The organism is Bacillus sp. Bos-x628, assembly GCF_040500475.1.
In the GTDB taxonomy this organism is placed as follows: Bacteria; Bacillota; Bacilli; order Bacillales; family Bacillaceae; genus Bacillus; species Bacillus maqinnsis.
Map to the genome: position 1 here is coordinate 2,074,351 of NZ_CP159358.1, position 25,398 is coordinate 2,099,748.

Annotated in this window: 21 protein-coding genes, 9 tRNA genes, 4 rRNA genes and 2 other annotated features (1 of these 36 only partly in view); all 34 genes read right to left on the bottom strand. The window is 43.0% G+C overall.

The genetic code is table 11. The features are described from left to right. Positions 1-74, bottom strand: a sequence feature (ribosomal protein L10 leader region); it reaches 67 nt to the left of the window's first position. A gap of 49 nt (positions 75-123) precedes the next feature. Beyond that, positions 124-825 carry a 50S ribosomal protein L1 gene (rplA, locus tag ABVJ71_RS10725; RefSeq protein ID WP_353854016.1) on the bottom strand — a complete coding sequence of 234 codons (702 nt, stop codon included), beginning with the start codon at positions 823-825 and terminating at the stop codon, positions 124-126. Positions 826-925: 100 nt separating this feature from the next. After that, a complete protein-coding gene (gene rplK, locus ABVJ71_RS10730; protein ID WP_003216956.1) occupies positions 926-1,351 on the bottom strand; it encodes a 50S ribosomal protein L11 in 426 nt (141 codons plus the stop codon). A 171-nt stretch (positions 1,352-1,522) separates the two neighbouring features. Further along, positions 1,523-2,056, bottom strand: coding sequence for a transcription termination/antitermination protein NusG (gene nusG / locus ABVJ71_RS10735; RefSeq protein WP_003217197.1), 534 nt, complete (start codon positions 2,054-2,056; stop codon positions 1,523-1,525). A gap of 171 nt (positions 2,057-2,227) precedes the next feature. Beyond that, positions 2,228-2,404 carry a preprotein translocase subunit SecE gene (gene secE, locus ABVJ71_RS10740; RefSeq protein ID WP_353854017.1) on the bottom strand — a complete coding sequence of 59 codons (177 nt, stop codon included), beginning with the start codon at positions 2,402-2,404 and terminating at the stop codon, positions 2,228-2,230. 34 nt (positions 2,405-2,438) lie between these two features. Further along, positions 2,439-2,588: a 50S ribosomal protein L33 gene (rpmG, locus tag ABVJ71_RS10745; protein WP_353854018.1), complete on the bottom strand. Its 150-nt coding sequence runs from the start codon at positions 2,586-2,588 to the stop codon at positions 2,439-2,441. Positions 2,589-2,665: 77 nt separating this feature from the next. Continuing rightward, a complete protein-coding gene (sigH, locus tag ABVJ71_RS10750; protein WP_353854019.1) occupies positions 2,666-3,322 on the bottom strand; it encodes an RNA polymerase sporulation sigma factor SigH in 657 nt (218 codons plus the stop codon). Between the two features lie 63 nt (positions 3,323-3,385). Then, complete coding sequence (gene rae1 / locus ABVJ71_RS10755) at positions 3,386-3,898, bottom strand: ribosome-dependent mRNA decay endonuclease Rae1/YacP (protein WP_353854020.1); 513 nt, start codon at positions 3,896-3,898, stop codon at positions 3,386-3,388. A 2-nt stretch (positions 3,899-3,900) separates the two neighbouring features. Continuing rightward, positions 3,901-4,650 carry a 23S rRNA (guanosine(2251)-2'-O)-methyltransferase RlmB gene (gene rlmB / locus ABVJ71_RS10760; RefSeq protein ID WP_353854021.1) on the bottom strand — a complete coding sequence of 250 codons (750 nt, stop codon included), beginning with the start codon at positions 4,648-4,650 and terminating at the stop codon, positions 3,901-3,903. Next, on the bottom strand, positions 4,634-5,065 hold the full coding sequence (locus ABVJ71_RS10765; RefSeq protein ID WP_353854022.1) for a Mini-ribonuclease 3: 432 nt from the start codon (positions 5,063-5,065) through the stop codon (positions 4,634-4,636). The genes rlmB and ABVJ71_RS10765 overlap by 17 nt, the downstream gene beginning before the upstream one ends. Positions 5,066-5,069: 4 nt before the next feature. Then, positions 5,070-6,470 carry a cysteine--tRNA ligase gene (gene cysS / locus ABVJ71_RS10770; protein ID WP_353854023.1) on the bottom strand — a complete coding sequence of 467 codons (1,401 nt, stop codon included), beginning with the start codon at positions 6,468-6,470 and terminating at the stop codon, positions 5,070-5,072. After that, entirely contained in the window at positions 6,467-7,120 is a 654-nt protein-coding gene (gene cysE, locus ABVJ71_RS10775; protein WP_353856637.1) for a serine O-acetyltransferase, read from the bottom strand. Before cysE ends, cysS begins: the two co-directional genes overlap by 4 nt. Before the next feature lie 80 nt (positions 7,121-7,200). Further along, positions 7,201-7,432: a binding site (T-box leader), on the bottom strand. Continuing rightward, complete coding sequence (gene gltX / locus ABVJ71_RS10780; RefSeq protein ID WP_353854024.1) at positions 7,433-8,884, bottom strand: glutamate--tRNA ligase; 1,452 nt, start codon at positions 8,882-8,884, stop codon at positions 7,433-7,435. It lies immediately after the preceding feature. 90 nt (positions 8,885-8,974) lie between these two features. Then, a complete protein-coding gene (gene ispF / locus ABVJ71_RS10785) occupies positions 8,975-9,451 on the bottom strand; it encodes a 2-C-methyl-D-erythritol 2,4-cyclodiphosphate synthase (RefSeq protein ID WP_353854025.1) in 477 nt (158 codons plus the stop codon). Between the two features lie 3 nt (positions 9,452-9,454). Further along, the gene (gene ispD / locus ABVJ71_RS10790) at positions 9,455-10,144 is read right to left on the bottom strand and encodes a 2-C-methyl-D-erythritol 4-phosphate cytidylyltransferase (protein WP_353854026.1); all 690 of its coding nucleotides are present in this window, start codon (positions 10,142-10,144) and stop codon (positions 9,455-9,457) included. 13 nt (positions 10,145-10,157) lie between these two features. Further along, positions 10,158-11,258: a PIN/TRAM domain-containing protein gene (locus ABVJ71_RS10795; protein WP_353856638.1), complete on the bottom strand. Its 1,101-nt coding sequence runs from the start codon at positions 11,256-11,258 to the stop codon at positions 10,158-10,160. A 155-nt stretch (positions 11,259-11,413) separates the two neighbouring features. Beyond that, on the bottom strand, positions 11,414-12,493 hold the full coding sequence (gene disA, locus ABVJ71_RS10800) for a DNA integrity scanning diadenylate cyclase DisA (RefSeq protein ID WP_353854027.1): 1,080 nt from the start codon (positions 12,491-12,493) through the stop codon (positions 11,414-11,416). 2 nt (positions 12,494-12,495) lie between these two features. After that, positions 12,496-13,875 carry a DNA repair protein RadA gene (gene radA, locus ABVJ71_RS10805; protein WP_353854028.1) on the bottom strand — a complete coding sequence of 460 codons (1,380 nt, stop codon included), beginning with the start codon at positions 13,873-13,875 and terminating at the stop codon, positions 12,496-12,498. A gap of 92 nt (positions 13,876-13,967) precedes the next feature. Then, positions 13,968-16,403 (bottom strand): ATP-dependent protease ATP-binding subunit ClpC, encoded by a 2,436-nt coding sequence (clpC, locus tag ABVJ71_RS10810; protein WP_353854029.1) that lies wholly within the window; start codon positions 16,401-16,403, stop codon positions 13,968-13,970. Beyond that, complete coding sequence (locus tag ABVJ71_RS10815) at positions 16,400-17,491, bottom strand: protein arginine kinase (protein ID WP_353854030.1); 1,092 nt, start codon at positions 17,489-17,491, stop codon at positions 16,400-16,402. The genes clpC and ABVJ71_RS10815 overlap by 4 nt, the downstream gene beginning before the upstream one ends. Before the next feature lie 4 nt (positions 17,492-17,495). Beyond that, positions 17,496-18,053 (bottom strand): UvrB/UvrC motif-containing protein, encoded by a 558-nt coding sequence (locus ABVJ71_RS10820; protein ID WP_353854031.1) that lies wholly within the window; start codon positions 18,051-18,053, stop codon positions 17,496-17,498. Positions 18,054-18,067: 14 nt separating this feature from the next. Then, on the bottom strand, positions 18,068-18,532 hold the full coding sequence (locus ABVJ71_RS10825) for a CtsR family transcriptional regulator (RefSeq protein WP_353854032.1): 465 nt from the start codon (positions 18,530-18,532) through the stop codon (positions 18,068-18,070). A 177-nt stretch (positions 18,533-18,709) separates the two neighbouring features. Further along, a 5S ribosomal RNA gene (gene rrf / locus ABVJ71_RS10830) occupies positions 18,710-18,826 on the bottom strand. 61 nt (positions 18,827-18,887) lie between these two features. Further along, a 23S ribosomal RNA gene (locus tag ABVJ71_RS10835) occupies positions 18,888-21,818 on the bottom strand. A 175-nt stretch (positions 21,819-21,993) separates the two neighbouring features. Beyond that, a 16S ribosomal RNA gene (locus tag ABVJ71_RS10840) occupies positions 21,994-23,542 on the bottom strand. Positions 23,543-23,708: 166 nt separating this feature from the next. Continuing rightward, positions 23,709-23,784: transfer RNA gene (locus tag ABVJ71_RS10845), tRNA-Ala, on the bottom strand. A gap of 9 nt (positions 23,785-23,793) precedes the next feature. Further along, positions 23,794-23,870: transfer RNA gene (locus tag ABVJ71_RS10850), tRNA-Pro, on the bottom strand. A 3-nt stretch (positions 23,871-23,873) separates the two neighbouring features. Next, positions 23,874-23,950 (bottom strand) — tRNA-Arg (locus ABVJ71_RS10855). Positions 23,951-23,961: 11 nt separating this feature from the next. Next, positions 23,962-24,047: transfer RNA gene (locus ABVJ71_RS10860), tRNA-Leu, on the bottom strand. A 12-nt stretch (positions 24,048-24,059) separates the two neighbouring features. Then, positions 24,060-24,131, bottom strand: a tRNA-Gly gene (locus tag ABVJ71_RS10865). Positions 24,132-24,161: 30 nt separating this feature from the next. Then, positions 24,162-24,244 (bottom strand) — tRNA-Leu (locus tag ABVJ71_RS10870). A gap of 7 nt (positions 24,245-24,251) precedes the next feature. After that, positions 24,252-24,327, bottom strand: a tRNA-Lys gene (locus tag ABVJ71_RS10875). Positions 24,328-24,364: 37 nt separating this feature from the next. Beyond that, positions 24,365-24,440 (bottom strand) — tRNA-Thr (locus tag ABVJ71_RS10880). A 33-nt stretch (positions 24,441-24,473) separates the two neighbouring features. After that, positions 24,474-24,549, bottom strand: a tRNA-Val gene (locus ABVJ71_RS10885). Positions 24,550-25,273: 724 nt separating this feature from the next. Further along, positions 25,274-25,389: ribosomal RNA gene (gene rrf / locus ABVJ71_RS10890) — 5S ribosomal RNA — on the bottom strand. Together the 16S, 23S and 5S rRNA genes with 9 tRNA genes alongside form the textbook arrangement of a ribosomal RNA operon. Positions 25,390-25,398: the final 9 nt, after the last annotated feature.

Consider the following 25,398-nt stretch of genomic DNA (forward strand, 5'->3'; position numbering starts at 1 on the left):
TGTGACATATACACCTCGGCGGGTTATTTAAGCCATAAGGCCCCTGCTGTCTACGGTATAAATGGACATTATTCTATTTTACAACATTTTGATGTTAGCAAAATATTTGTGATTAGTCAAGAATTATTTTGAAGCAGAGAAAGATGATGGATCCACTTTCACGCCAGGCCCCATTGTAGATGTAATAGAAACGTTTTTCACGTATACACCTTTAGACGCTGCAGGTTTTGCTTTAAGGATGGTCTCGTAAATTGTTGTAAAGTTCTCAACAAGCTTCTCGTCCTCAAAAGAAACCTTCCCGATTGGCGCATGGATGTTACCAGCTTTATCAACGCGGTATTCAACTTTACCAGCTTTGATTTCATTGATTGCTTTTTCCACTTCAAATGTAACAGTTCCTGTTTTAGGGTTTGGCATCAGACCTTTTGGCCCAAGTACACGACCGATCTTACCAACTTCACCCATCATGTCAGGTGTTGCAACGATTACATCGAATTCGAACCAGCCTTGTTGGATTTTTGTGATGTAATCAGAATCTCCAACGTAGTCTGCTCCAGCAGCTTCTGCTTCTTTTGCTTTTTCGCCTTTAGCGAACACAAGAACGCGTTGAGTTTTACCAGTTCCATTAGGAAGTACAACTGCACCGCGGATTTGTTGATCGTTTTTACGAGGGTCTACGCCCAAACGAAAAGCAACTTCTACAGTCGCATCAAATTTCGCTGTGTTTGTTTTCTTTGTAAGAGAAACAGCTTCAGCTACATCGTACGCTTTAGAACGGTCGATCAGCTTAGCAGCTTCTGTATACTTTTTACCTTTTTTAGCCATTATAAAAATCCTCCTTATGTGGTTTTAGCGGAATAACCTCCCACGAATAAGGGTTGCGAACTTGTCAAAACCAAACTCGCAACCCAACAAGACAAAAAAACTAATCTTCGATGACAATACCCATGCTGCGTGCAGTACCTTCAACCATACGCATAGCTGATTCAACGCTAGCAGCGTTTAAATCAGGCATTTTTGTTTCTGCGATTTCGCGTACTTTATCACGCTTAACAGTTGCAACTTTATTACGGTTAGGTTCACCAGAACCAGACTCAATACCAGCTGCTTTTTTAAGTAAAACTGCAGCAGGTGGAGTTTTAGTAATAAATGTAAATGAACGGTCTTCAAAAACCGAAATTTCAACAGGAATGATAAGACCAGCTTGGTCAGCTGTACGAGCGTTAAACTCCTTACAGAATCCCATGATATTAACACCGGCTTGACCTAGTGCAGGTCCAACTGGTGGAGCTGGGTTAGCTTTTCCAGCAGGAATTTGCAATTTTACAACTTTTACTACTTTTTTAGCCACGAGACACACCTCCTTAAAGTCCGTGATGTGGTAATAGGGGAATCCCCCTCCCACTCAACAACTTCATTCTTTATATGAATGACGAAATAACTAGCTAGCGATCTTGAGGTAACTCAAGACGTACCTTTGCTATATTACCACTTCTATACACTCATTTCAAGCTCTTTTCAATTACAATTTATCGATCTGTGTGAACTCAAGTTCAACAGGTGTTTCTCTACCAAACATATTAACGAATACTTTCACTTTACTTTTATCATAATCAATTTCTTCGATAGAGCCTGTGAAGTTCGCAAATGGTCCATCAATGACCTTCACTGTTTCTTTTAGTTCAAAGTCAATTTCTGTCTTGCGTTCTTCAAGACCCATTCTCTTCAGAATGGTTTCCGCTTCGCCTGGTAATAGTGCTGTCGGCTTTGAACCTGATCCAGCTGATCCGACGAACCCTGTGACACCTGGTGTATTACGTACCACATACCATGAGTCATCTGTCATCACAATTTCAACAAGAACATAACCTGGGAACACTTTCTTTTTGACGACTTTTTTCTTACCATTTTTAATATCAGTTTCTTCTTCTTCTGGTACGACAACGCGGAAGATTTTATCTTGCATGCCCATTGATTCAACACGCTTTTCCAAGTTCGCTTTTACTTTATTTTCATAGCCAGAGTACGTATGCACAACATACCAATTCTTTTCCATTTTCGTTTAGGACTATTCAGTCCTTCCCTCCCCACATTTCATAATGTCTATTAGACGAATTTCGAGTAACGGTGGATATTTTCAAGCAATTGAAAAAACCCGCAAAACGGGTTTTTTGGCGAGTCATATTATGATCTATTATAGCACGTTCAGCAGACCATTATTCAAGTATTAATGAATTAATTCGATTAATTGTGAGATTCCTATATCAAGAAGAGAGAAAAAAACTGCAAAGAAAACGACTGTCAAAATAACAGTAATTGTGTAACGAACCATTTCGTTTTTCTTTGGCCAACTGACCTTTTTCATTTCTTTCCCGACACTTTTTAGGAAACTGATAATACGCATGTAAAAGACCTCCACAGATTAAAGAACGCAAATCTTACTTCGTTTCTAAATGTGTTTTATGTGAATGACAAGTCTTGCAATATTTCTTAACTTCTAATCTTTCAGCTGCTGAAGCAATGCTTTTCATTGTCGTATAGTTGCGGCTCCCGCAGTCTTTACAGGCTAGAGTCACTTTTTTTCGCATAATTTACACCTATTTTCTCGACATCATTTCCTTAGTACCTTATCACAGTGTCGAAAAAGCTGTCAATATAGGTTTTACTAGAGACTGATTTCACGAAGCTCTAAATATTTTTCCAGTTTCCTCTTCACTCTTTGGAGAGCGTTATCAATAGATTTCACATGACGGTTCAAATCTTCAGAAATCTCCTGATATGATCTGCCATCCAGATAAAGCACAAGTACTTTTCTTTCCAGCTCACTTAATAGTTCACCCATTTTCATTTCAATATCATCAAATTCTTCTTTGCTAATGATCAGATCTTCTGGGTTAAGCGCTTTAGCACCGGAAATGACATCCAATAATGTTCTGTCCGATTCTTCATCGTATATTGGCTTGTCTAATGATACATAGGAATTTAACGGGATATGTTTTTGGCGAGTAGCTGTTTTAATTGCGGTGATAATTTGGCGGGTAATACATAATTCTGCAAAAGCCTTAAATGAAGTAAGCTTGTCCTCTCTGAAATCACGAATAGACTTATATAGCCCAATCATCCCCTCTTGGACAATGTCCTCACGGTCCGCTCCAATCAGAAAATAAGATCTTGCTTTTGCACGTACAAAATTGCGGTATTTCGTTATTAAATAATCTAGCGCATCACTATCTCCGACATGAACCCTTTCAATGACTTGTTCATCTTCCAACTGGCAAAATTGCTCTCTGATGGATTTACCCTTGCTGTTGTTTAGAGTCACTTCGATCCCCCCGACCGCACCTAGATAGAAATATTATACAATAATGGTTGAAATATCGTCAAGTTATTCTAAATGGCCCCGCCGCCATTTTTCAAACGTTTTCAATACATCTTCTGACAATTCAATTTTGGATGCTGGTTTATCAGAAGTAATCTTTTTTACACGTGTTTCAATCTTTCTTTCTATTACTTCAATTTCCCTCAGTAGCTCTCGAGCAGATTTACGAAGAGCACCTTGTCCAAAAATCGCCCATTGTTCCGTATAATCAGATGTTGCCACATGGATTTGCGTCCGGATATTATTCAAATCTTGTGCCAGCTTTTCAATTCGCTCATCAGCCGTTTCGTTCTCTCTCGTAAAAATGACCTCTACTCGGTGGTTTGTCCGCTTTTTTTCGATTCCTTTGACCATGTGGGCATCGAATACAACAATAACTCGATACCCTGTATATGCTTGGTATTCTGCTAAATTTTGAATTAGTACGTCTCTGGCTTCTTCAAAGCTGTTTTCCTTTAAGTGTTGCAAACGAGGCCATGCACCGATCATGTTGTATCCATCGACTAAAAGGATATCCATCTCTATTCTCCTAAGGGATAACGTTTTCGAAAAACTTCATACATCAACAAGCTGGCGGCAACTGATGCATTCAATGAAGTCACCTTCCCGATCATTGGCAGCTTAATTAGGAAATCGCATTTTTCCTTAATTAATCGACCAATACCTTTTCCTTCACTGCCGATAACAAGAGCTAGAGGCATCGTTCCATCAAACTGTCTGTAATCCTGTTTAGCAGATGCATCTGTTCCTGCAATCCAAATCCCTCTTTCTTTCATCTCATCTAAAGCTCTTGAAAGATTGGTTACTTTTGCTACAGGAATATGCTCGATCGCTCCAGTAGATGCCTTTGCGACGGTTGTCGTCAAGCCGACTGCTCGCCTTTTTGGAATGACGATCCCATGCGCACCAACAGCATCTGCCGTACGCATAATGGATCCCAAATTATGAGGGTCTTCAATCTCATCTAAAATAAGGAAAAATGGCTGTTCATTTCGCTTTTGCGCAATTTGATATAGATCTTCTAATTCCGCATATTCATAAGCAGCTACTTGTGCCACAATTCCTTGATGCTGACCGGATACCATTTGATCAAGCTTTTTCCTCGGAACATACTGTATGGTGATATTCTGCTTTTTGGCGAGTTCAATGACCTGCTGGGCTTGTCCTTTTACAGTGTTTTCTGCCATCCAGAGCTTGTATAACTCTCTGTCAGATTTCAACGTCTCAATCACTGCATTCTTCCCAATCACATAATCATGTTGCTGACTCATTTGTCTTCCTCCCTGACGTTCCGATTTCAATCGCTTGACGGATTAGCTCTTCTAAGCGCTCGTCCTGCTTTTCAATAAATAAATAACCCATGACCGCTTCAAACGCCGTACTATAACGATACGTTTGAACGTCTGTGTTTTTAGGCACTGTGCCTGATTTTGCATTTCTTCCTCTTTTTAACACCGCTTCTTCTTTTTCAGTAAAGAAGCCTCTCTGCTGAAGTTCAAATAAAATGGCGGCTTGGGATTTGGCTGATACAATTTTGCTTGCTCTTTTATGCAGTTCATTTGGTTTTGTCGCCCCCGTTTGGAGGAGGTAATGCCTGACATATACTTCAAAGATGGCATCACCCATATAAGCAAGCGCAAGTCCGTTCAACTGCTTTCCGTCTTTCAGCTTTTCAAAATTCAACATGACTTTATTCTCCTCTTTTCCAACGAGTCCCTTGAGGAGTATCCTCCAATACAATATTCATGCTCTTTAATTGGTCACGAATTTGATCAGACAGTGCAAAGTCGCGATTTCGTCTAGCTTCATTACGTTTTTCTATTAACGCTTCTACTTCTTCATCAAGTGCGTGCTTTTCTTCTAATGAGAAGCCAAGAACTGAAGTGATCTCTTTGAACAGTTCAATGAATGCCTTGATGACTTCTTCTGTTGTATGATCATTCTCCATATAGTAATTGGCCTGTTTCGCTAATTCAAATAAGACAGAAATAGCATTCGCTGTATTAAAATCATCATTCATTTCAGCAATAAATGTAGCACGCTGTTCTTCAATTTTCGCCAACCATTCAGCGTGATCGTCTGTTAAATTGGTGCTACTCTCAAGACGATGTTGTAAGTTAGCAAAAGATGTTTTTAGTCTGTTAAATGCACTTTTTGTACTCTCCAATAAATCAATTGAGTAATTAATTGGATGACGATAGTGAACAGATAACATAAAGAATCGAAGGACATCTGGGTCTTGTTCTTTAATAATGTCATGAACAAGCACAAAGTTTCCAAGTGACTTTGACATTTTTTCATTATCAATGTTGATATACCCGTTATGCATCCAATACTTTGCAAAAGGTTTTCCTGTCAAAGCCTCGGATTGGGCGATTTCATTCTCATGATGCGGGAATGTTAAGTCCTGTCCACCTGCATGGATATCAATGGTATCACCTAAATATTTCTTCACCATTGCAGAACACTCGATATGCCAGCCTGGGCGTCCTTCGCCCCATGGACTCTTCCACGAGATTTCCTGATCCTTTGCAGCCTTCCATAAAGCAAAGTCCAGCGCATCTCTTTTCTTTTCGCCTACACGAATACGTGCGCCTGTCTTCAGTTCATCAATTGATTGGTGAGAAAGCTTTCCATAACCTTCAAATGAACGTGTGCTGTAATACACATCGCCATCCGCTTCATAAGCGTACCCTTTTTCAATCAATGCGGCGATAAAAGCAATGATATCATCCATATTTTCCGTCACTCGAGGATGCAGGTCTGCTTTTTTGCAACCTAGTGCACTGACGTCTTCGAAATATGCTTGGATAAACCGGTCAGCAATAGTTGGAACATCTTCTCCTAATTCATTTGCCGCTTTAATGAGTTTATCATCGACATCTGTAAAGTTTGATACAAAGTGCACATCATAACCGCTGTATTCTAAATACTTACGAACAGTGTCATACACAATAGCTGGCCTTGCATTCCCAATATGAATGTAATTATAAACGGTTGGTCCGCACACATACATCTTGACCTTTCCTGGTTCAAGCGGGATAAATTCTTCCTTCTTACGAGTCAATGTATTATAAATATTGATTGTCATGATTGTTCTTCCTTTCTGCTCAATGAAGCCAGCTCACGTTTTAGTTTTTCCATTTCTCGTTCCAATTCTTTAAAACGATCGGAAACTGGATCTGGCAAATCTTGATGATTGAGATCACGATTGATTTTTTTCCCATTTTGAACCACCACGCGCCCAGGTATACCTACAACTGTTGAATGGTCTGGCACATCTTTTAACACAACTGACCCTGCACCAATCTTGGACCCTTTTCCAACAGTAATGGAACCAAGCACCTTTGCACCAGTGGCAATGAGGGCATCATCTAAAATAGTTGGATGTCGCTTCCCCTTTTCTTTCCCTGTTCCTCCTAACGTCACGCCTTGGAAAACGGTTACGTTGTTTCCGATTTCACATGTTTCTCCGATCACGACACCCATGCCGTGATCAATGAAGAAGCGCCTGCCGATTGTCGCCGCTGGATGAATCTCAACACCTGTAAAAAACCGGCTGACCTGGGAAATGACCCGCGCAATAAAATATAGTTTGCGCTTATAAAATGCATGCGCGATACGATGAGCCCAAATCGCATGAAGCCCCGAATAGGTTAGCACGACTTCAATATAGCTTCTAGCAGCAGGATCTTGATCAAACACAGTATCAATATCTTCTTTCAGCATTTTGAAAAACACATGCTCCCCCCGTTCTTCCAAATCAATCTCTCTAAAAACTTGCTCTCTTTTTCGACAAATAAAAAACGCCTCTGCCATCTGACAGAGACGTTTTGAAACGCGGTTCCACTCTGTTTAGAAAGCTCTCTTACCTTGCAAGCTTTCTCAACTTAATCCCGTAACGGAGGTCACCGCCCTTGCATACTTACTTATGTGTTCCTCAAGGGTCTTGAGGGTGCATTTCCAAAGTTTGCCCATAAGTCTCTTTCAGCCGGTGAAGACTCTTTCTGTGATGGGTGAAAACTTTGTACTTCTCCCTCGCAACGATTTTACTTATAGTTGTTTAATACGGTTTAATACCGTTTCTTTTCCTAAAAGCTCAATGCTTTGCGGAAGTTCTGGACCATGCGTTTGTCCTGTGACAGCCACACGAATTGGCATGAATAGTTTCTTGCCTTTGTGCCCTGTTTCTTTTTGAACAGCTTTAATCGCAGCCTTAATTTCATCAGGTGTGAAAGACTCAAGGCGCTCAAGCTGTTCTGCAAAAGATGCCAAGACTTCTGGAACTTGCTCTTCTGCTAAAACTGCCTTTGCCTCTTGATTATACTCAATTTGCTCCTTAAAGAACAACTCTGTTAACTCAACAATTTCTGCTCCGTAACTAAGCTGCTCTTGATAAAGAGAAATCAATTTACGTACCCAAACTCTTTCCTCTTCCGTCAATTGTTCACTGACTTTTCCTGCTTTTTGAAGATGTGGAAGTGTTAATTGCACAACTTGATCAAGATCAAGTGCTTTCATGTATTGGTTATTCACCCATTTCAGTTTATGCATATCAAATAGAGCTGGTGACTTTGAAAGTCGGTTTACATCGAAAATTTCAATGAATTGCTCTTTTGTAAATAGTTCTTCTTCACCAACTGGAGACCATCCAAGTAATGCAATGAAGTTAAACAACGCTTCCGGTAAATAGCCCAAGTTCTTATATTGCTCGATGAATTGAATAATGGATTCATCACGTTTACTTAGTTTCTTACGATTCTCGTTGACGATCAATGTCATATGTCCGAAAAGCGGTACATCCCAGCCAAAAGCCTTGAATACCAAGATTTGTTTAGGTGTATTAGAGATATGATCCTCACCGCGGAGAATGTGTGTCATTTTCATCAAATGATCATCAACTGCAACAGCGAAGTTATAAGTGGGCGTGCCATCTTTCTTCACAATAACAAAGTCACCGATACCATCGGTTTCAAAAGAAATATCACCTTTGACCATGTCGTTAAATTTGATCATTTCACCTTTTGGTACACGGAAGCGAATACTTGGCTCTCTTCCTTCAGCAATAAGCTTGTCCTCTTCTTCTTTTGATAAATGACTGCATTTCCCAGAATATCTAGGCATTTCACTGCGGGCAATTTGCGCTTCACGTTCTTGCTCTAGTTCTTCAGCCGTACAATAGCACTTATAAGCCAAGTCCTTCTCTAACAGCTCCTCATAATATTTCTTGTAAATATCATTACGCTCTGATTGTCTGTAAGGACCATAGCCACCATCTTTATCAACGCTCTCATCCCAATCAATGCCGAGCCATTTTAAATGACGGAGCTGACTTTCCTCACCGCCTTCTACATTACGTTTTTGATCCGTATCTTCAATACGAATAATAAATTTGCCGCCTTGACTGCGTGCGAACAAATAATTAAAAAGAGCCGTTCTAGCATTCCCAATATGTAAATGACCAGTTGGACTCGGTGCATAACGAACACGCACTTCATTTCCCATGAGTTTAACTTCCTTTCATCTGCACATGTTGTCTGACATTTTTTTATATACGTATTTTATCATCAAATACCTTTCGCATCAAAACGGATTTTACTTTCTCTGAAGAAGCACTGTCGCCTGTGACGCAATTCCTTCTCCTCTGCCTGTAAATCCGAGTTTCTCCGTAGTCGTTGCTTTTACATTCACCTGAGTGACATCCGCCTCAAGCGCTTCTGCAATTTTCTCACACATTGGTTGAATGTATGGAGCCATCTTTGGCTTCTGAGCCATGATCGTGCAATCAATATTCACCAGCGTATAACCTTTTTCTTTCACAAGTGCCCACACATGCTGAAGTAATTTGAATGAATCAGCACCTTTAAATTCAGGGTCAGTGTCTGGGAAGTGTCTACCAATGTCCCCTTCACCAATCGCACCTAGACATGCGTCTGCCACCGTATGAAGCAGTACGTCAGCGTCTGAATGACCGAGCAGCCCCTTTTCATAGGGAATGGTTACCCCGCCGATAATAAGAGGTCTTCCCTCTGTTAACTGATGTACATCAAAGCCTTGTCCTATTCTAAACATATTCTAGTTCCCTCTTTCCGCCTCCATAATTGCCCTAGCAACCAATAAATCATCCGGTGTTGTCAGCTTAATATTGGTATAGTCTCCTTGGACAATATACACACTCTCACCCTGTAGTTGTTCAACAAGGCTAGCGTCGTCTGTTCCAAGGAAACCTGTCTGTTCCGCATATTCATGCGCCTCTTTTAAAATAGAATGACGAAAAGCTTGTGGGGTCTGGACTGCCCACAAGCTCTGACGTTCAATGGTTTGCTCCACTTTGCCTTCTTGAACGCGTTTGATTGTGTCTTTCACTGGTACCGCTACGACTGCGGAGCCTTTTTCAATCGCGGCTTTAACGAGTAAGTCAATCTGTCTATGCTTAATAAAAGGCCTTGCACCATCATGCACAAGCACGATGTCCGCATCTTTTACTGCTTTCAATCCTTCGTATACACTTTGCTGACGTTCTTCACCGCCAGTGACGAGTGAAACAGGCGTTTGAAAAGCGTATACCTTTAGTAGCCTTTCAAAGTCACGACGCTCCTCTTCATTGATCGCAAGGATCATGCGTTTGCATGGTGAATGGGCGTCAAACACCTTCAGTGTATGAATGATGACCGGCATTCTTTTCAGTTCAATAAAAAGTTTATTGCGGCCGGCCTTCATTCGTTTCCCCTGCCCCGCAGCCGGAATAACTACTTCATAATACATGTTCGTTCTCCCTTTAGAGCGCCTTCTCCAGAAGTTTTGGCTTCGCAAAAATCATTCTTCCAGCAGCAGTCTGAAGCACACTTGTGACCAATACATCAATGTCTTTTCCAATGTAATTGCGTCCTTCTTCGACAACAATCATCGTACCGTCATCTAAGTAGGCAACACCTTGGTTGTGCTCTTTCCCATCTTTAATGACCTGTACCTTCATTTCTTCCCCAGGCAATACGACCGGTTTGACCGCATTCGCTAGATCATTGATGTTTAACACTGCTACTTTTTGAAGTTCGCATACTTTATTTAAATTAAAATCATTTGTCACAACAACACCTGAAGTTAACTTAGCGAGCTTCACAAGCTTGCTATCAACCTCTTGAATGTCCTCGAAGTCACCTTCGTAAATCTCAACTTTGATATCCAACTCTTTTTGAATACGATTTAAAATATCAAGACCTCTTCGGCCTCTATTTCTTTTTAAGACGTCAGATGAGTCTGCAATATGCTGTAATTCTTCTAACACAAATTGAGGAATCACCATAATTCCTTCTAGGAATCCAGTTTGACAAATATCTGCGATTCTTCCATCAATGATAACACTTGTGTCTAAAATTTTCAGCTTTTTATCTTCTATTTCAGGTTCATCATCAATTGCTCCTTTTTTCTTGCTGACCTTTCCAGATCTTGAGAACAGCCCCATCATTTCATCCTTCTTCTTAAATCCTACTTGGAATCCAAGGTATCCTAAAAAGAAAGCCAGGAAAATAGGGAAAATCGTTCCAAAAATATGATATGGAATATTGTTTAGCGGGATCACGTTTACAATAAGATATGCTAGAATAAGTCCAAATACTAAACCGAAACTTCCGGATATAAGATCAGGAAGAGGTGCCTTCAATAGAGAATCCTCGATCCATTTCATCCAATTCACAACATAGCCTGTGCACCATTTGCCGACGATGAAGAACACTGCCGCTCCTATTAGTGCTGAAAAATAAGCATTTGTTATGAAAGGTATGTCCTTTACATTTAACAGTAGAAATAACTCTGGAATGATAAAAATTCCCACAACTGCACCCAAAATGATAAAAAACACCTGAACGATTCTTTTTAACATACCTTCACCTCCTTTATTTTTCATCTGTCAATCCACCTTCACCTGACATTGATATATGTTTAAGTTTCCCATCATGATCAACAGAAAACAAAAAGCATCATTAATATACCCAAATTCAGCCATTTTTAACCGCAAATGAGAAGATTTTTCCTTTTTTATAGTTGGCGATCAATATAATGTTTTTCTTGTAATCTTTTTAATCCTTTTTTTATCTTCTTCGCTCTTACTTCTCCAATTCCTTCTACTTCATCCAATTCTTGTACATCTGCTTCCATAATTCGATCGAGCACACCGAATGCTTCAACGACATTTTCGACGATTGGCATAGGCAATCTAGGGATTTTATGCAGTAATCTGTATCCCCTTGTGTACACATAATCGTCAATATTTGTAGAAGCCGGATATCCAAGTAACTTGTACAGAATCGAATCATCTAAAAGTTCAAAACTAGACATATCTTGGAGCTGTTTGAGCAAAACATATGGATCTTTAATCTTTTCTTTCACGTAATCTTTAATAAATAAAGCTGCTTCTTGCTCCATATCTGTAATGAGCTCATTTACTTGCAGACGAATCAGATGTCCTTCTGTTCCGAGCTCTTTGATATACATATTAATTTCATTTTTAATTCTTAGCACCATTTCATAGCGATGCAGAACTGACAGCACATCACCAAATGTCACAAGCTCTTCAAATTCTAGGGCGCTTAACGTAGATATGGCATGGTCTAAAATCGTTTTATACTTCTCAAGTGTTTGAATGGCCTGATTGGCCTTCGTTAAAATAAACCCAATATCCTTCAAAGTATAACGACGATTTCCTTGGTATAAGGTAATGACATTTCTCCGTTCGGAAATCGCAATAATTAAGCACCCAGTCTGTTTTGCTACACGTTCAGCCGTTCGATGTCTCATGCCTGTTTCTGAAGAATGAATCGTTGCGTCTGGCATGAGCTGTGTATTCGCATACAAGATTTTTTGACCAGAGTCACTTAAAATAATGGCTCCATCCATTTTGGCCAATTCATATAAGTGTGCTGGGGAAAAGGCTGAATTAATGTGAAAACCTCCATCTACCACTGCTTTGACCTTATCATTATAACCAACGACAATTAACCCCCCAGTCTTGGCTCTCAATACATTTTCGATCCCTGCTCGCAGAGGTGTTCCTGGAGCCACAAACTGAACAATATCTAAGAGATCTACTTCTCTCGCTCCTTTTTTCTCTTTTTCCATTTCTATGATCCCCCTAGTGAAATACGAAGTGCCTCCGCTACATTTTCTACACCGACTAACTCAATCCCTCTAGGCTTTTTCCATCCATCCATATTCGCCTGAGGAATGAACATTCGCTTAAACCCTAGTTTAGTAGCTTCCTGTACACGCTGTTCAATTCTTGATACTCTTCTGACTTCTCCAGTCAGACCGACTTCTCCTATAAAGCAATCCGCTTGATGCGGTGCTGCATCCTTAAAGCTTGATGCAATACTGACGGCAATTGCTAGGTCAATGGCTGGTTCATCAAGCTTCACACCGCCAGCGACTTTTAAATACGCATCCTGATTCTGCAGCAACAATCCTACACGTTTTTCTAAGACTGCCATCAGTAATGACACACGATTATGATCAAGACCTGTTGCCATTCTCCGCGGATTCCCAAAGCTTGTTGGCGCAATTAATGCTTGTATTTCCACAAGAACGGGTCTTGTTCCTTCCATTGATGCAACGACACACGAACCTGATACACCCGCTGACCGCTCTTCTAGAAAAATTTCAGACGGGTTTAATACTTCCGAGAGCCCTTCCTCTCTCATTTCAAAAATTCCTAATTCATTTGTGGAACCAAACCGGTTTTTTACTGCTCTTAGGATACGAAATGTATGATGCCGCTCTCCTTCAAAATAAAGAACCGTGTCAACCATATGCTCTAAAAGGCGCGGTCCTGCAATCGATCCTTCTTTGGTCACGTGACCAACGATAAAAATAGGAATTCCGTTCGTCTTCGCAATCTTCATCAATTGAGCTGTGCACTCCCTCACCTGAGAAACAGAGCCAGGTGCTGATGTAATATCGCTTTGATAGACTGTTTGAATCGAATCCACCACAACAAAAGCGGGTTTCATCTCTTGTATAGCAGACGTTATATACTCCATATCGGTTTCAGCCAAAACATGTAAAGAGGCACTTTCAATGCCAAGACGGTCTGCTCTCAGTTTGGTTTGTTTGATTGACTCCTCTCCAGATATGTATAACACATTCTGTTTCTGGTCTGAGAGCTGTGCTGACACTTGTAATAACAATGTGGATTTACCAATACCAGGGTCTCCGCCAATCAGAACAAGAGAGCCTTTGACAATTCCACTTCCTAATACTCGGTTAAATTCTTCTAAATTTGTTTTGATTCGGGGTTCTTCTGATGTTTCAATTGCAGATATTGGTGAAGGTTGATGGACGGTTTGTACAGAATGGTTAAAAGCACTTCGTCGGTTTGCTGGCTCTTTGCGAATGACCTCTTCTGTCATACTGTTCCATGTGCCGCAGCCGGGACATTTCCCCATCCACTTGGCTGATTCATAGCCGCATGATTGGCATATAAATTTCGATTTTGTCTTTGCCATAGATTGAAGAATACAACTCCTTATACTGGTCAAAAAATAAGTAAAGTGAGGCATACGTATTGTCGGTATGCCTCTCTTTTTTTCTTACCATATTAATTCGTAGCAGCAGTTGCTTTTACGACAAATTCTCCATTTTCAACATCTATTACGACATGTTGACCCTTTTGAATGTTGCCCTTCAGCAATTCCTCAGAAAGACGATCCTCCACATGCTTTTGAATCGCTCTTCTTAACGGACGAGCTCCATACTCAAGGTCTACACCTTCATCGGCGATCTTCGCTTTCGCTGCCTCTGTTAGTTCAATTGAGAGATCCTGCTCTTTTAATCGTTTAGTCAATTGATCGGACATGAGGGAAACGATCTCTTTTAGATGTTTTTTCTCAAGTGAGTGGAAAACGATGATTTCATCAATACGGTTGATGAATTCTGGTCTAAATGCACGCTTCAACTCACCCATTACTTTCCCTTTCATATCTTTGTAATTTTGACTTTCATCTTGAACGTTGAAGCCGACATATTTATTTCGCTTCAGTTCACTAGCGCCAACATTTGATGTCATAATCAAAATGGTATTTCTAAAGTCTACTGTACGCCCTTTAGAATCAGTTAGACGTCCGTCTTCTAACACTTGCAGTAAGATATTAAACACATCTGGATGCGCTTTTTCGATCTCATCTAACAGCACTACAGAATATGGTTTTCTTCTTACTTTTTCTGTTAATTGACCACCTTCGTCATAGCCAACATAGCCTGGAGGTGAACCAACAAGTCTTGACGTAGAGTGCTTCTCCATGTACTCAGACATGTCAATACGGATCATCGCTTCTTCATCACCGAAAATAGACTCGGCCAGTGCTCTTGCAAGCTCAGTTTTACCAACCCCTGTTGGACCTAAGAAGATAAAGGAGCCAATCGGGCGTTTTGGATCTTTTAATCCGGCACGAGCACGTCTCACTGCTTTTGCTACAGCGACAACAGCTTCATCCTGTCCAATGACTCGGGAATGGAGCAATTGTTCCATATTCAGAAGCTTATCTGTTTCGGTCTGTGCAATTTTTGAAACAGGTACTCCCGTCCAACTGGACACAACCATCGCAATATCATCTACAGATACCTCTGAATTCTCTTGACCCTGCTTTTCTTTCCACGTTTTCTTAGTCACTTCTACTTTTTCACGAAGACGCTGCTCTGTATCACGTAATGAAGCTGCTTTTTCAAATTCTTGACTTTGAACAGCTGCATCCTTTTCTTTTCGAACCTCATCCAGCTTTTGCTCTAGTTCCTTTAAATTAGGCGGTGTGGTGAAAGAACGTAAACGCACCTTCGAACCTGCCTCATCAATCAGATCAATCGCCTTATCAGGAAGGAAACGATCAGAAATGTAACGATCAGATAACTTCACCGCAGCTTCAATTGCTTCATCCGTAATGGATACACGATGATGCGCTTCATAACGATCTCTCAGTCCTTTTAAAATTTGAATACTCTCATCGACAGATGGCTGATCGACTTGAATTGGTTGGAAGCGGCGTTCTAATGCAGCATCCTTTTCAATATATTTACGATATTCATCTAACGTGGTTGCCCCAATACATTGAAGCTCACCGCGTGCTAAAGATGGTTTTAAAATATTAGAAGCATCAATTGCCCCTTCTGCTCCACCAGCACCTATCAATGTATGAAGTTCATCAATGAAGAGAATAATATTTCCAGCCTGACGAATTTCATCCATGACTTTTTTTAAACGATCCTCGAATTCACCGCGATACTTCGTTCCCGCTACAACGGTTCCCATATCGAGTGTCATCACTCGTTTATCACGTAATATTTCTGGTACTTCATTGTGGATAATTTGCTGTGCAAGACCTTCTGCGATGGCTGTTTTACCAACACCTGGTTCACCGATTAGCACAGGGTTATTCTTCGTTCTTCTACTTAATACCTCTATCACACGTTGAATTTCTTTGCTTCGGCCAATGACAGGATCTAAACTGTCCTCTTTTGCAATAGCTGTTAAATCTCTAGCCAAACTATCCAAAGTTGGCGTATTTGCATTGCTATTAGATCCTGCCGTAGAGGTACCAGTCTCATTGCTACCAAGCAACTGTAATACTTGTTGACGCGCTTTATTTAAGCTCACTCCGAGATTGTTTAATACGCGGGCAGCTACACCCTCGCCTTCACGAATCAGCCCTAAAAGAATATGTTCTGTCCCCACATAGGAATGGCCTAGCTTTCTCGCTTCATCCATTGAAAGCTCAGTAACCTTCTTTGCTCTTGGCGTATAATGAGGAATAGCTTGAGATACCTCTTGTCCTCTCCCAATCAAGCTTTCAACTTCTTTTTGGATTTTTTCTGAAACAAGACCCAGTGCTTCTAATGCTTTTGCGGCAATTCCCTCACCTTCGCGTACAAGACCAAGTAAAATATGCTCTGTTCCGATGTTCTTATGGCCTAAGCGAATAGCTTCTTCTTGTGCAAGCGCTAATACCTTTTGAGCTCTTTCCGTGAATCTTCCAAACATCATATCGTTTCATCCTCCTGTCCATTCCTATGCATTTCTAAGCGCAGCCTTTCTCTAATAATCGCTGCTCGTTTGATATCTCTTTCATTTGGCTCCAAGGCTCCTCCTGAATATTGTTGGAGAAAACCAGGCTGCGTTAAAATCATGAGCTCATTCAGTATATTACTTGAAAGCCCCTTAATGATACCTAAATCAATTCCAAGCCGCACATCCGAAAGACACTTTGCTGTCTCCTTCGATTCAATCATGCGACAATTGGCCAATATTCCTAAAGAACGGTATACTCTGTCCTCAAGTTCAATTTTAGACGTTTGATATAATGCTTTTCGTGCAGATCGCTCTTGTTCAATGAGTTGAGCTGTCACACTATTCAAGTCATCCACAATATTCTCTTCTGATTGACCAAGCGTCATTTGATTCGAGATCTGAAAGATGTTTCCTATTGCTTCGCTACCCTCACCATAAATTCCTCTGACCACAAGACCTAATTGATTAATTGCAGGAATGATACGATTCATTTGTCTTGTGAGAGCTAATGCTGGTAAATGCATCATGACTGACGCCCTAATTCCTGTGCCTACATTGGTTGGACAGCTTGTTAAGTATCCCCGCTTTTCTGAAAACGCGTAATCCACCTGCTCTTCAATCCAGTCATCTACTTGATTTGCAACCTTTAAAGCATTTGCAAGCTGAAATCCAGGGAACAAGCATTGGATACGAATATGGTCTTCTTCATTTAGCATCACACTGATTTCTTCATTTTTAGAAAGCAAGCAGCCACCAAACCTTGACTCTGCCAAGTTGGGGCTAATCAGATGTTTTTCAACAAGTACCCTCTTCGCTAAAGGCTGCGTTTCATTCATTCGAATAAGAACAAAGTTTCCAATATCTTTTACTTCTTGGCTAGCAAACTTCTGCTCGAATTGCTGGAGAACAGCTTCAGCTTCTTCTTGAGAAAACTGAGTTGGGAAACGAACATGCTCTAGATTACGTGCTAGCCGAATGCGACTGCTTAGAACGATGTCACTTTCTGGTCCTTTTTGTTTCATCCATTGACTCAATGCGTCTTGAATAAAGTGCTGGAGTGACATGTCGTTAATCTCCCTCCCTCTGCTGAGATTGCTCTTGCTCTAAAGCACGAATTTGATCTCGAACTTCCGCTGCTTTTTCAAACTCTTCCTGCTCAATTAGCTGTTTTAACTCTTGTTGCATCATCTCGAGCTTCCGGCGTACATGAAGGTTGCCGGCAATTCGTTTTGGAACTTTTCCATTATGAACTGTATTTCCACTATGAACTTTCCGGAACACAGGATTAAGATACTGATCAAACGTCCGATAGCATTCTGCACAACCAAAGCGACCCGTTTTTCTAAACTGCTGAAAGGTTAACCCACATTTTGGACATTGGTTCACTTCTCTCGCTTCTTGAAAAATAGATGATCCTTTATTAGCACTGGATGTAAAGCTCGGATCAATATTTAATAATCCTGACAATAAGTTGTGAATCGAGAAACCTTGGTTTCCACTCATAGCATATGAATCACTGTTTTCTTTTGCACATTGCTCACATATGTGCATTTCTTGTTTTTCTCCATTTATAACTTTTGTAAAGTGAAAAGTGGCTGGTCTCTCATTGCATTCTTGACAAATCAATCTTTTCACCCGCTTTACTTTAATTTTAAAGCATTTAACATCGCTTTCATCATCCGAGCCCTCAGCTCATCACGTTCAGGTAAATCAATGTGCAATACAGAACGGTCCATGACACTGATCATCATCTTTGCTTCTCTTTCAGATAAAATGTTATTTTCAACAAGACGCATGATGATATGATCAGATGCAGCCTGTGATAAACGATGATATATTTGAGAAATAATGTTGTTCAATAAATCGACTTCATCATTCATTTTGACTTTAATGATGCGGATATAGCCACCGCCTCCACGCTTACTTTCAACGATATAGCCTCTTTCACTTGTAAAGCGTGTATTGATAACATAGTTAATTTGTGAAGGTACACATTGAAACTTATCTGCAATCTCATTGCGCTTAATTTCTAATATTTCTCGACCATTCTGTTCCAAAACTTCCTTCAAATACTGCTCGATGATATCAGAAATATTTTGTGCCACTCCGCCTCCTCCTCCATTGACTTTGACTATATTTGACTTTAATCTTACTATAAATTTTTTTGATCAATTTTTCAAGATAATCGCTCAACTAAGAATATTATTTCCACATTTATCTTATGTCAAACCTCTGAAAAACACAAAAAAGACCAGTTCCGAATGGAACTGATCTTTAGACAAGCTTGGCGGCGTCCTACTCTCACAGGGGGAAACCCCCCAACTACCATCGGCGCTGAAGAGCTTAACTTCCGTGTTCGGTATGGGAACGGGTGTGACCTCTTCGCTATCGCCACCAAACCTGATGGAGAGAATGTTCTCTCAAAACTAGATAACAATGTTCATGCTTCACATTAGAATATAGGTTAAGTCCTCGATCGATTAGTATCTGTCAGCTCCACGTGTCACCACGCTTCCACCTCAGACCTATCAACCTGATCATCTTTCAGGGATCTTACTTCCTTGCGGAATGGGAAATCTCATCTTGAGGGGGGCTTCATGCTTAGATGCTTTCAGCACTTATCCCGTCCGCACATAGCTACCCAGCGATGCCCTTGGCAGAACAACTGGTACACCAGCGGTGCGTCCATCCCGGTCCTCTCGTACTAAGGACAGCTCCTCTCAAATTTCCTGCGCCCGCGACGGATAGGGACCGAACTGTCTCACGACGTTCTGAACCCAGCTCGCGTACCGCTTTAATGGGCGAACAGCCCAACCCTTGGGACCGACTACAGCCCCAGGATGCGATGAGCCGACATCGAGGTGCCAAACCTCCCCGTCGATGTGGACTCTTGGGGGAGATAAGCCTGTTATCCCCGGGGTAGCTTTTATCCGTTGAGCGATGGCCCTTCCATGCGGAACCACCGGATCACTAAGCCCGACTTTCGTCCCTGCTCGACTTGTAGGTCTCGCAGTCAAGCTCCCTTGTGCCTTTACACTCTGCGAATGATTTCCAACCATTCTGAGGGAACCTTTGGGCGCCTCCGTTACATTTTAGGAGGCGACCGCCCCAGTCAAACTGCCCGCCTGACACTGTCTCCCTGCCCGTTAAGGGCAGCGGGTTAGAAGGTCAATACAGCCAGGGTAGTATCCCACCGATGCCTCCACCGAAGCTGGCGCTCCGGTTTCCAAGGCTCCTACCTATCCTGTACAAGCTGTACCAACATTCAATATCAGGCTGCAGTAAAGCTCCACGGGGTCTTTCCGTCCTGTCGCGGGTAACCTGCATCTTCACAGGTACTATAATTTCACCGAGTCTCTCGTTGAGACAGTGCCCAGATCGTTGCGCCTTTCGTGCGGGTCGGAACTTACCCGACAAGGAATTTCGCTACCTTAGGACCGTTATAGTTACGGCCGCCGTTTACTGGGGCTTCAATTCGCACCTTCGCTTACGCTAAGCGCTCCTCTTAACCTTCCAGCACCGGGCAGGCGTCAGCCCCTATACTTCGCCTTACGGCTTCGCAGAGACCTGTGTTTTTGCTAAACAGTCGCCTGGGCCTATTCACTGCGGCTTCTCGGGGCTTTAACACCCTAAGAAGCACCCCTTCTCCCGAAGTTACGGGGTCATTTTGCCGAGTTCCTTAACGAGAGTTCTCTCGATCACCTTAGGATTCTCTCCTCGCCTACCTGTGTCGGTTTGCGGTACGGGCACCTCTCACCTCGCTAGAGGCTTTTCTTGGCAGTGTGGAATCAGGAACTTCGCTACTAAATTTCGCTCGCCATCACAGCTCAGCCTTTTTGGGAAACGGATTTGCCTATTTCCCAGCCTAACTGCTTGGACGCGGATATCCATTACCGCGCTTACCCTATCCTCCTGCGTCCCCCCATTGCTCAAATGGTGAGGAGGTGGTACAGGAATATCAACCTGTTGTCCATCGCCTACGCCTTTCGGCCTCGGCTTAGGTCCCGACTGACCCTGAGCGGACGAGCCTTCCTCAGGAAACCTTAGGCATTCGGTGGACGGGATTCTCACCCGTCTTTCGCTACTCATACCGGCATTCTCACTTCTAAGCGCTCCACCAGTCCTTCCGGTCTGGCTTCTCTGCCCTTAGAACGCTCTCCTACCACTGTTCGTTAGAACAGTCCGCAGCTTCGGTGATACGTTTAGCCCCGGTACATTTTCGGCGCAGAGTCACTCGACCAGTGAGCTATTACGCACTCTTTAAATGGTGGCTGCTTCTAAGCCAACATCCTGGTTGTCTAAGCAACTCCACATCCTTTTCCACTTAACGTATACTTTGGGACCTTAGCTGGCGGTCTGGGCTGTTTCCCTTTCGACTACGGATCTTATCACTCGCAGTCTGACTCCCAAGGATAAGTCATCGGCATTCGGAGTTTGACTGAATTCGGTAACCCGGTAGGGGCCCCTAGTCCAATCAGTGCTCTACCTCCGAGACTCTTACCTTGAGGCTAGCCCTAAAGCTATTTCGGAGAGAACCAGCTATCTCCAGGTTCGATTGGCATTTCACCCCTACCCACACCTCATCCCCGCACTTTTCAACGTGCGTGGGTTCGGGCCTCCATTCAGTGTTACCTGAACTTCACCCTGGGCATGGGTAGATCACCTGGTTTCGGGTCTACGACCACGTACTCTTGCGCCCTATTCAGACTCGCTTTCGCTGCGGCTCCGCATCTTCTGCTTAACCTTGCACGGGATCGTAACTCGCCGGTTCATTCTACAAAAGGCACGCCATCACCCGTTAACGGGCTCTGACTACTTGTAGGCACACGGTTTCAGGATCTATTTCACTCCCCTTCCGGGGTGCTTTTCACCTTTCCCTCACGGTACTGGTTCACTATCGGTCACTAGGGAGTATTTAGCCTTGGGAGATGGTCCTCCCGGATTCCGACGGAATTTCACGTGTTCCGCCGTACTCAGGATCCACTCTGGAGAGAATGACATTTCAGTTACAGGGCTGTTACCTTCTCTGGCGGGCCTTTCCAGACCTCTTCGCTTATATCATTCCTTTGTAACTCCGTATAGAGTGTCCTACAACCCCAAGAGGCAAGCCTCTTGGTTTGGGCTGTTCCCGTTTCGCTCGCCGCTACTTAGGGAATCGCATTTGCTTTCTCTTCCTCCGGGTACTTAGATGTTTCAGTTCCCCGGGTATGCCTTCTCATACTCTATGTATTCAAGTATGGATACTACTCCATTACGAGCAGTGGGTTTCCCCATTCGGAAATCTCCGGATCAATGCTTGCTTACAGCTCCCCGAAGCATATCGGTGTTCGTCCCGTCCTTCATCGGCTCCTAGTGCCAAGGCATCCACCGTGCGCCCTTTCTAACTTAACCATTTCTTACTTTAGAAAGAATCACTTTGTGATACACTTTGCATTCAATGTGAATGTATTACTTATTGTTATCTATTTTTCAAAGAACAATTCTGTCTCGCTAGAGACATGTTTTGAAGGCATAATCCTTCAAAACTAAACAAGACCAAAACGCACACTGCTCCATATATCCTTAGAAAGGAGGTGATCCAGCCGCACCTTCCGATACGGCTACCTTGTTACGACTTCACCCCAATCATCTGCCCCACCTTCGGCGGCTGGCTCCATAAAGGTTACCTCACCGACTTCGGGTGTTGCAAACTCTCGTGGTGTGACGGGCGGTGTGTACAAGGCCCGGGAACGTATTCACCGCGGCATGCTGATCCGCGATTACTAGCGATTCCAGCTTCACGCAGTCGAGTTGCAGACTGCGATCCGAACTGAGAACAGATTTGTGGGATTCGCTCAACCTTGCGGTCTCGCAGCCCTTTGTTCTGTCCATTGTAGCACGTGTGTAGCCCAGGTCATAAGGGGCATGATGATTTGACGTCATCCCCACCTTCCTCCGGTTTGTCACCGGCAGTCACCTTAGAGTGCCCAACTGAATGCTGGCAACTAAGATCAAGGGTTGCGCTCGTTGCGGGACTTAACCCAACATCTCACGACACGAGCTGACGACAACCATGCACCACCTGTCTCTCTGTCCCCGAAGGGAAAGCCCTATCTCTAGGGTTGTCAGAGGATGTCAAGACCTGGTAAGGTTCTTCGCGTTGCTTCGAATTAAACCACATGCTCCACCGCTTGTGCGGGCCCCCGTCAATTCCTTTGAGTTTCAGTCTTGCGACCGTACTCCCCAGGCGGAGTGCTTAATGCGTTAGCTGCAGCACTAAGGGGCGGAAACCCCCTAACACTTAGCACTCATCGTTTACGGCGTGGACTACCAGGGTATCTAATCCTGTTCGCTCCCCACGCTTTCGCTCCTCAGCGTCAGTTACAGACCAGAGAGTCGCCTTCGCCACTGGTGTTCCTCCACATCTCTACGCATTTCACCGCTACACGTGGAATTCCACTCTCCTCTTCTGCACTCAAGTTCCCCAGTTTCCAATGACCTTCCCCGGTTGAGCCGGGGGCTTTCACATCAGACTTAAGAAACCGCCTGCGAGCCCTTTACGCCCAATAATTCCGGACAACGCTTGCCACCTACGTATTACCGCGGCTGCTGGCACGTAGTTAGCCGTGGCTTTCTGGTTAGGTACCGTCATGGTACGAGCAGTGACTCTCGTACTTGTTCTTCCCTAACAACAGAGCTTTACGATCCGAAAACCTTCTTCACTCACGCGGCGTTGCTCCGTCAGACTTTCGTCCATTGCGGAAGATTCCCTACTGCTGCCTCCCGTAGGAGTCTGGGCCGTGTCTCAGTCCCAGTGTGGCCGATCACCCTCTCAGGTCGGCTACGCATCGTCGCCTTGGTGAGCCATTACCTCACCAACTAGCTAATGCGCCGCGGGTCCATCTGTAAGTGACAGCCGAAACCGTCTTTCATCCTTGAACCATGCGGTTCAAGGAACTATCCGGTATTAGCTCCGGTTTCCCGGAGTTATCCCAGTCTTACAGGCAGGTTACCCACGTGTTACTCACCCGTCCGCCGCTAACTTCCGGGAGCAAGCTCCCTTCTGTTCGCTCGACTTGCATGTATTAGGCACGCCGCCAGCGTTCGTCCTGAGCCAGGATCAAACTCTCCGAAGTATGCAGGATGCATATCACACATGCGCTGCTACACAATGTAACTTAGCATGTGATCATTCTCCTGCCTCGTCAGTTTGACTGACTACCTATGATGTATCATAGGATTTTTTATCAAATCTCGAATGAACAGGTACGTTTTGTCTTGTTTAGTTTTCAAAGATCATGTTGGTGGAGCCTAGCGGGATCGAACCGCTGACCTCCTGCGTGCAAGGCAGGCGCTCTCCCAGCTGAGCTAAGGCCCCATGAAAAGATGGTCGGGAAGACAGGATTCGAACCTGCGACCCCTTGGTCCCAAACCAAGTGCTCTACCAAGCTGAGCTACTTCCCGAAATGGCGCGCCCGAGAGGAGTCGAACCCCTAACCTTTTGATCCGTAGTCAAACGCTCTATCCAATTGAGCTACGGGCGCTTATTATATTATGCCGAGGGCCGGACTTGAACCGGCACGGTAGTCACCTACCGCAGGATTTTAAGTCCTGTGTGTCTGCCAATTCCACCACCCCGGCGTGGATGGTATAAGCGGAAGACGGGATTCGAACCCGCGACCCCCACCTTGGCAAGGTGGTGTTCTACCACTGAACTACTTCCGCATTACAGGATTTCTTTATGTCATGTGGCAATGCGGGTGAAGGGACTTGAACCCCCACGTCATAAAGACACTAGATCCTAAGTCTAGCGCGTCTGCCAATTCCGCCACACCCGCATGAAAATGGTGAGCCATGAAGGACTCGAACCTTCGACCCTCTGATTAAAAGTCAGATGCTCTACCAACTGAGCTAATGGCTCGCTTTCAAAGCGACTTGTCTATCTTACCATATGAAAGTGGTGCCGGCAAGAGGACTTGAACCCCCAACCTACTGATTACAAGTCAGTTGCTCTACCAATTGAGCTACACCGGCTTTATCTATCCTAACATTATGTAAGAATATATATGGTGGAGGATGACGGGCTCGAACCGCCGACCCTCTGCTTGTAAGGCAGATGCTCTCCCAGCTGAGCTAATCCTCCATATCAGTATCATTCCGAATGGCTCTCAATCTGACAAATAGTATTATATAACGATAAGATATTGTTTGTAAAGACTTTTTTAAAATAATTTTTGAACTTATTTTAAAGCCATTTCTCTTCATTCTTCGTTAAGTCACCTTAAGAATTCTACCACTTGTTTCAACCTTTTAAAAGTCTTTTTTCATTTTTAAATGCTTTTTGTTAAAAATACCTCTAATCGGCCATTATCAATGTAAAAAACACACTCTTATATGCTGTTCTACGGATTTTGTATTTCATCAACGGCTGATCGTTCAAGTTAAATATCTCTCTTTATTTTATTTTTCTGATAAATCATTTTCGTATAAAAAACTGTTTGCACAGCAACATTTCTTTATCATTTGTCATGAGCACTCTCTCTTTTCATACATCTTGTTCTAATAAGGTGTGTTTCTCTTTCTCTAAATAGCAGATGGCCAATTAAGAATACTCTCTTGATAAAAAAATCACTTTTATAGAATCCACACACTATTCTCCCTTTTATCACGGCAATATTATTCTTGTGCACTTTCGCAAGCATAGTGATTTATCTTTATATTAAGTTTCCACTGGGTATGTGAAACTGATAAAAATCGAGACGCTGGTTAGACTGCAATAGATGCCATTATCATATCGAGATCCATGATCGACCTTTCCTGAAAAACACAAAAAAGACCAGTTCCGAATGGAACTGATCTTTAGACAAGCTTGGCGGCGTCCTACTCTCACAGGGGGAGACCCCCAACTACCATCGGCGCTGAAGAGCTTAACTTCCGTGTTCGGTATGGGAACGGGTGTGACCTCTTCGCTATCGCCACCAAACCTGATGGA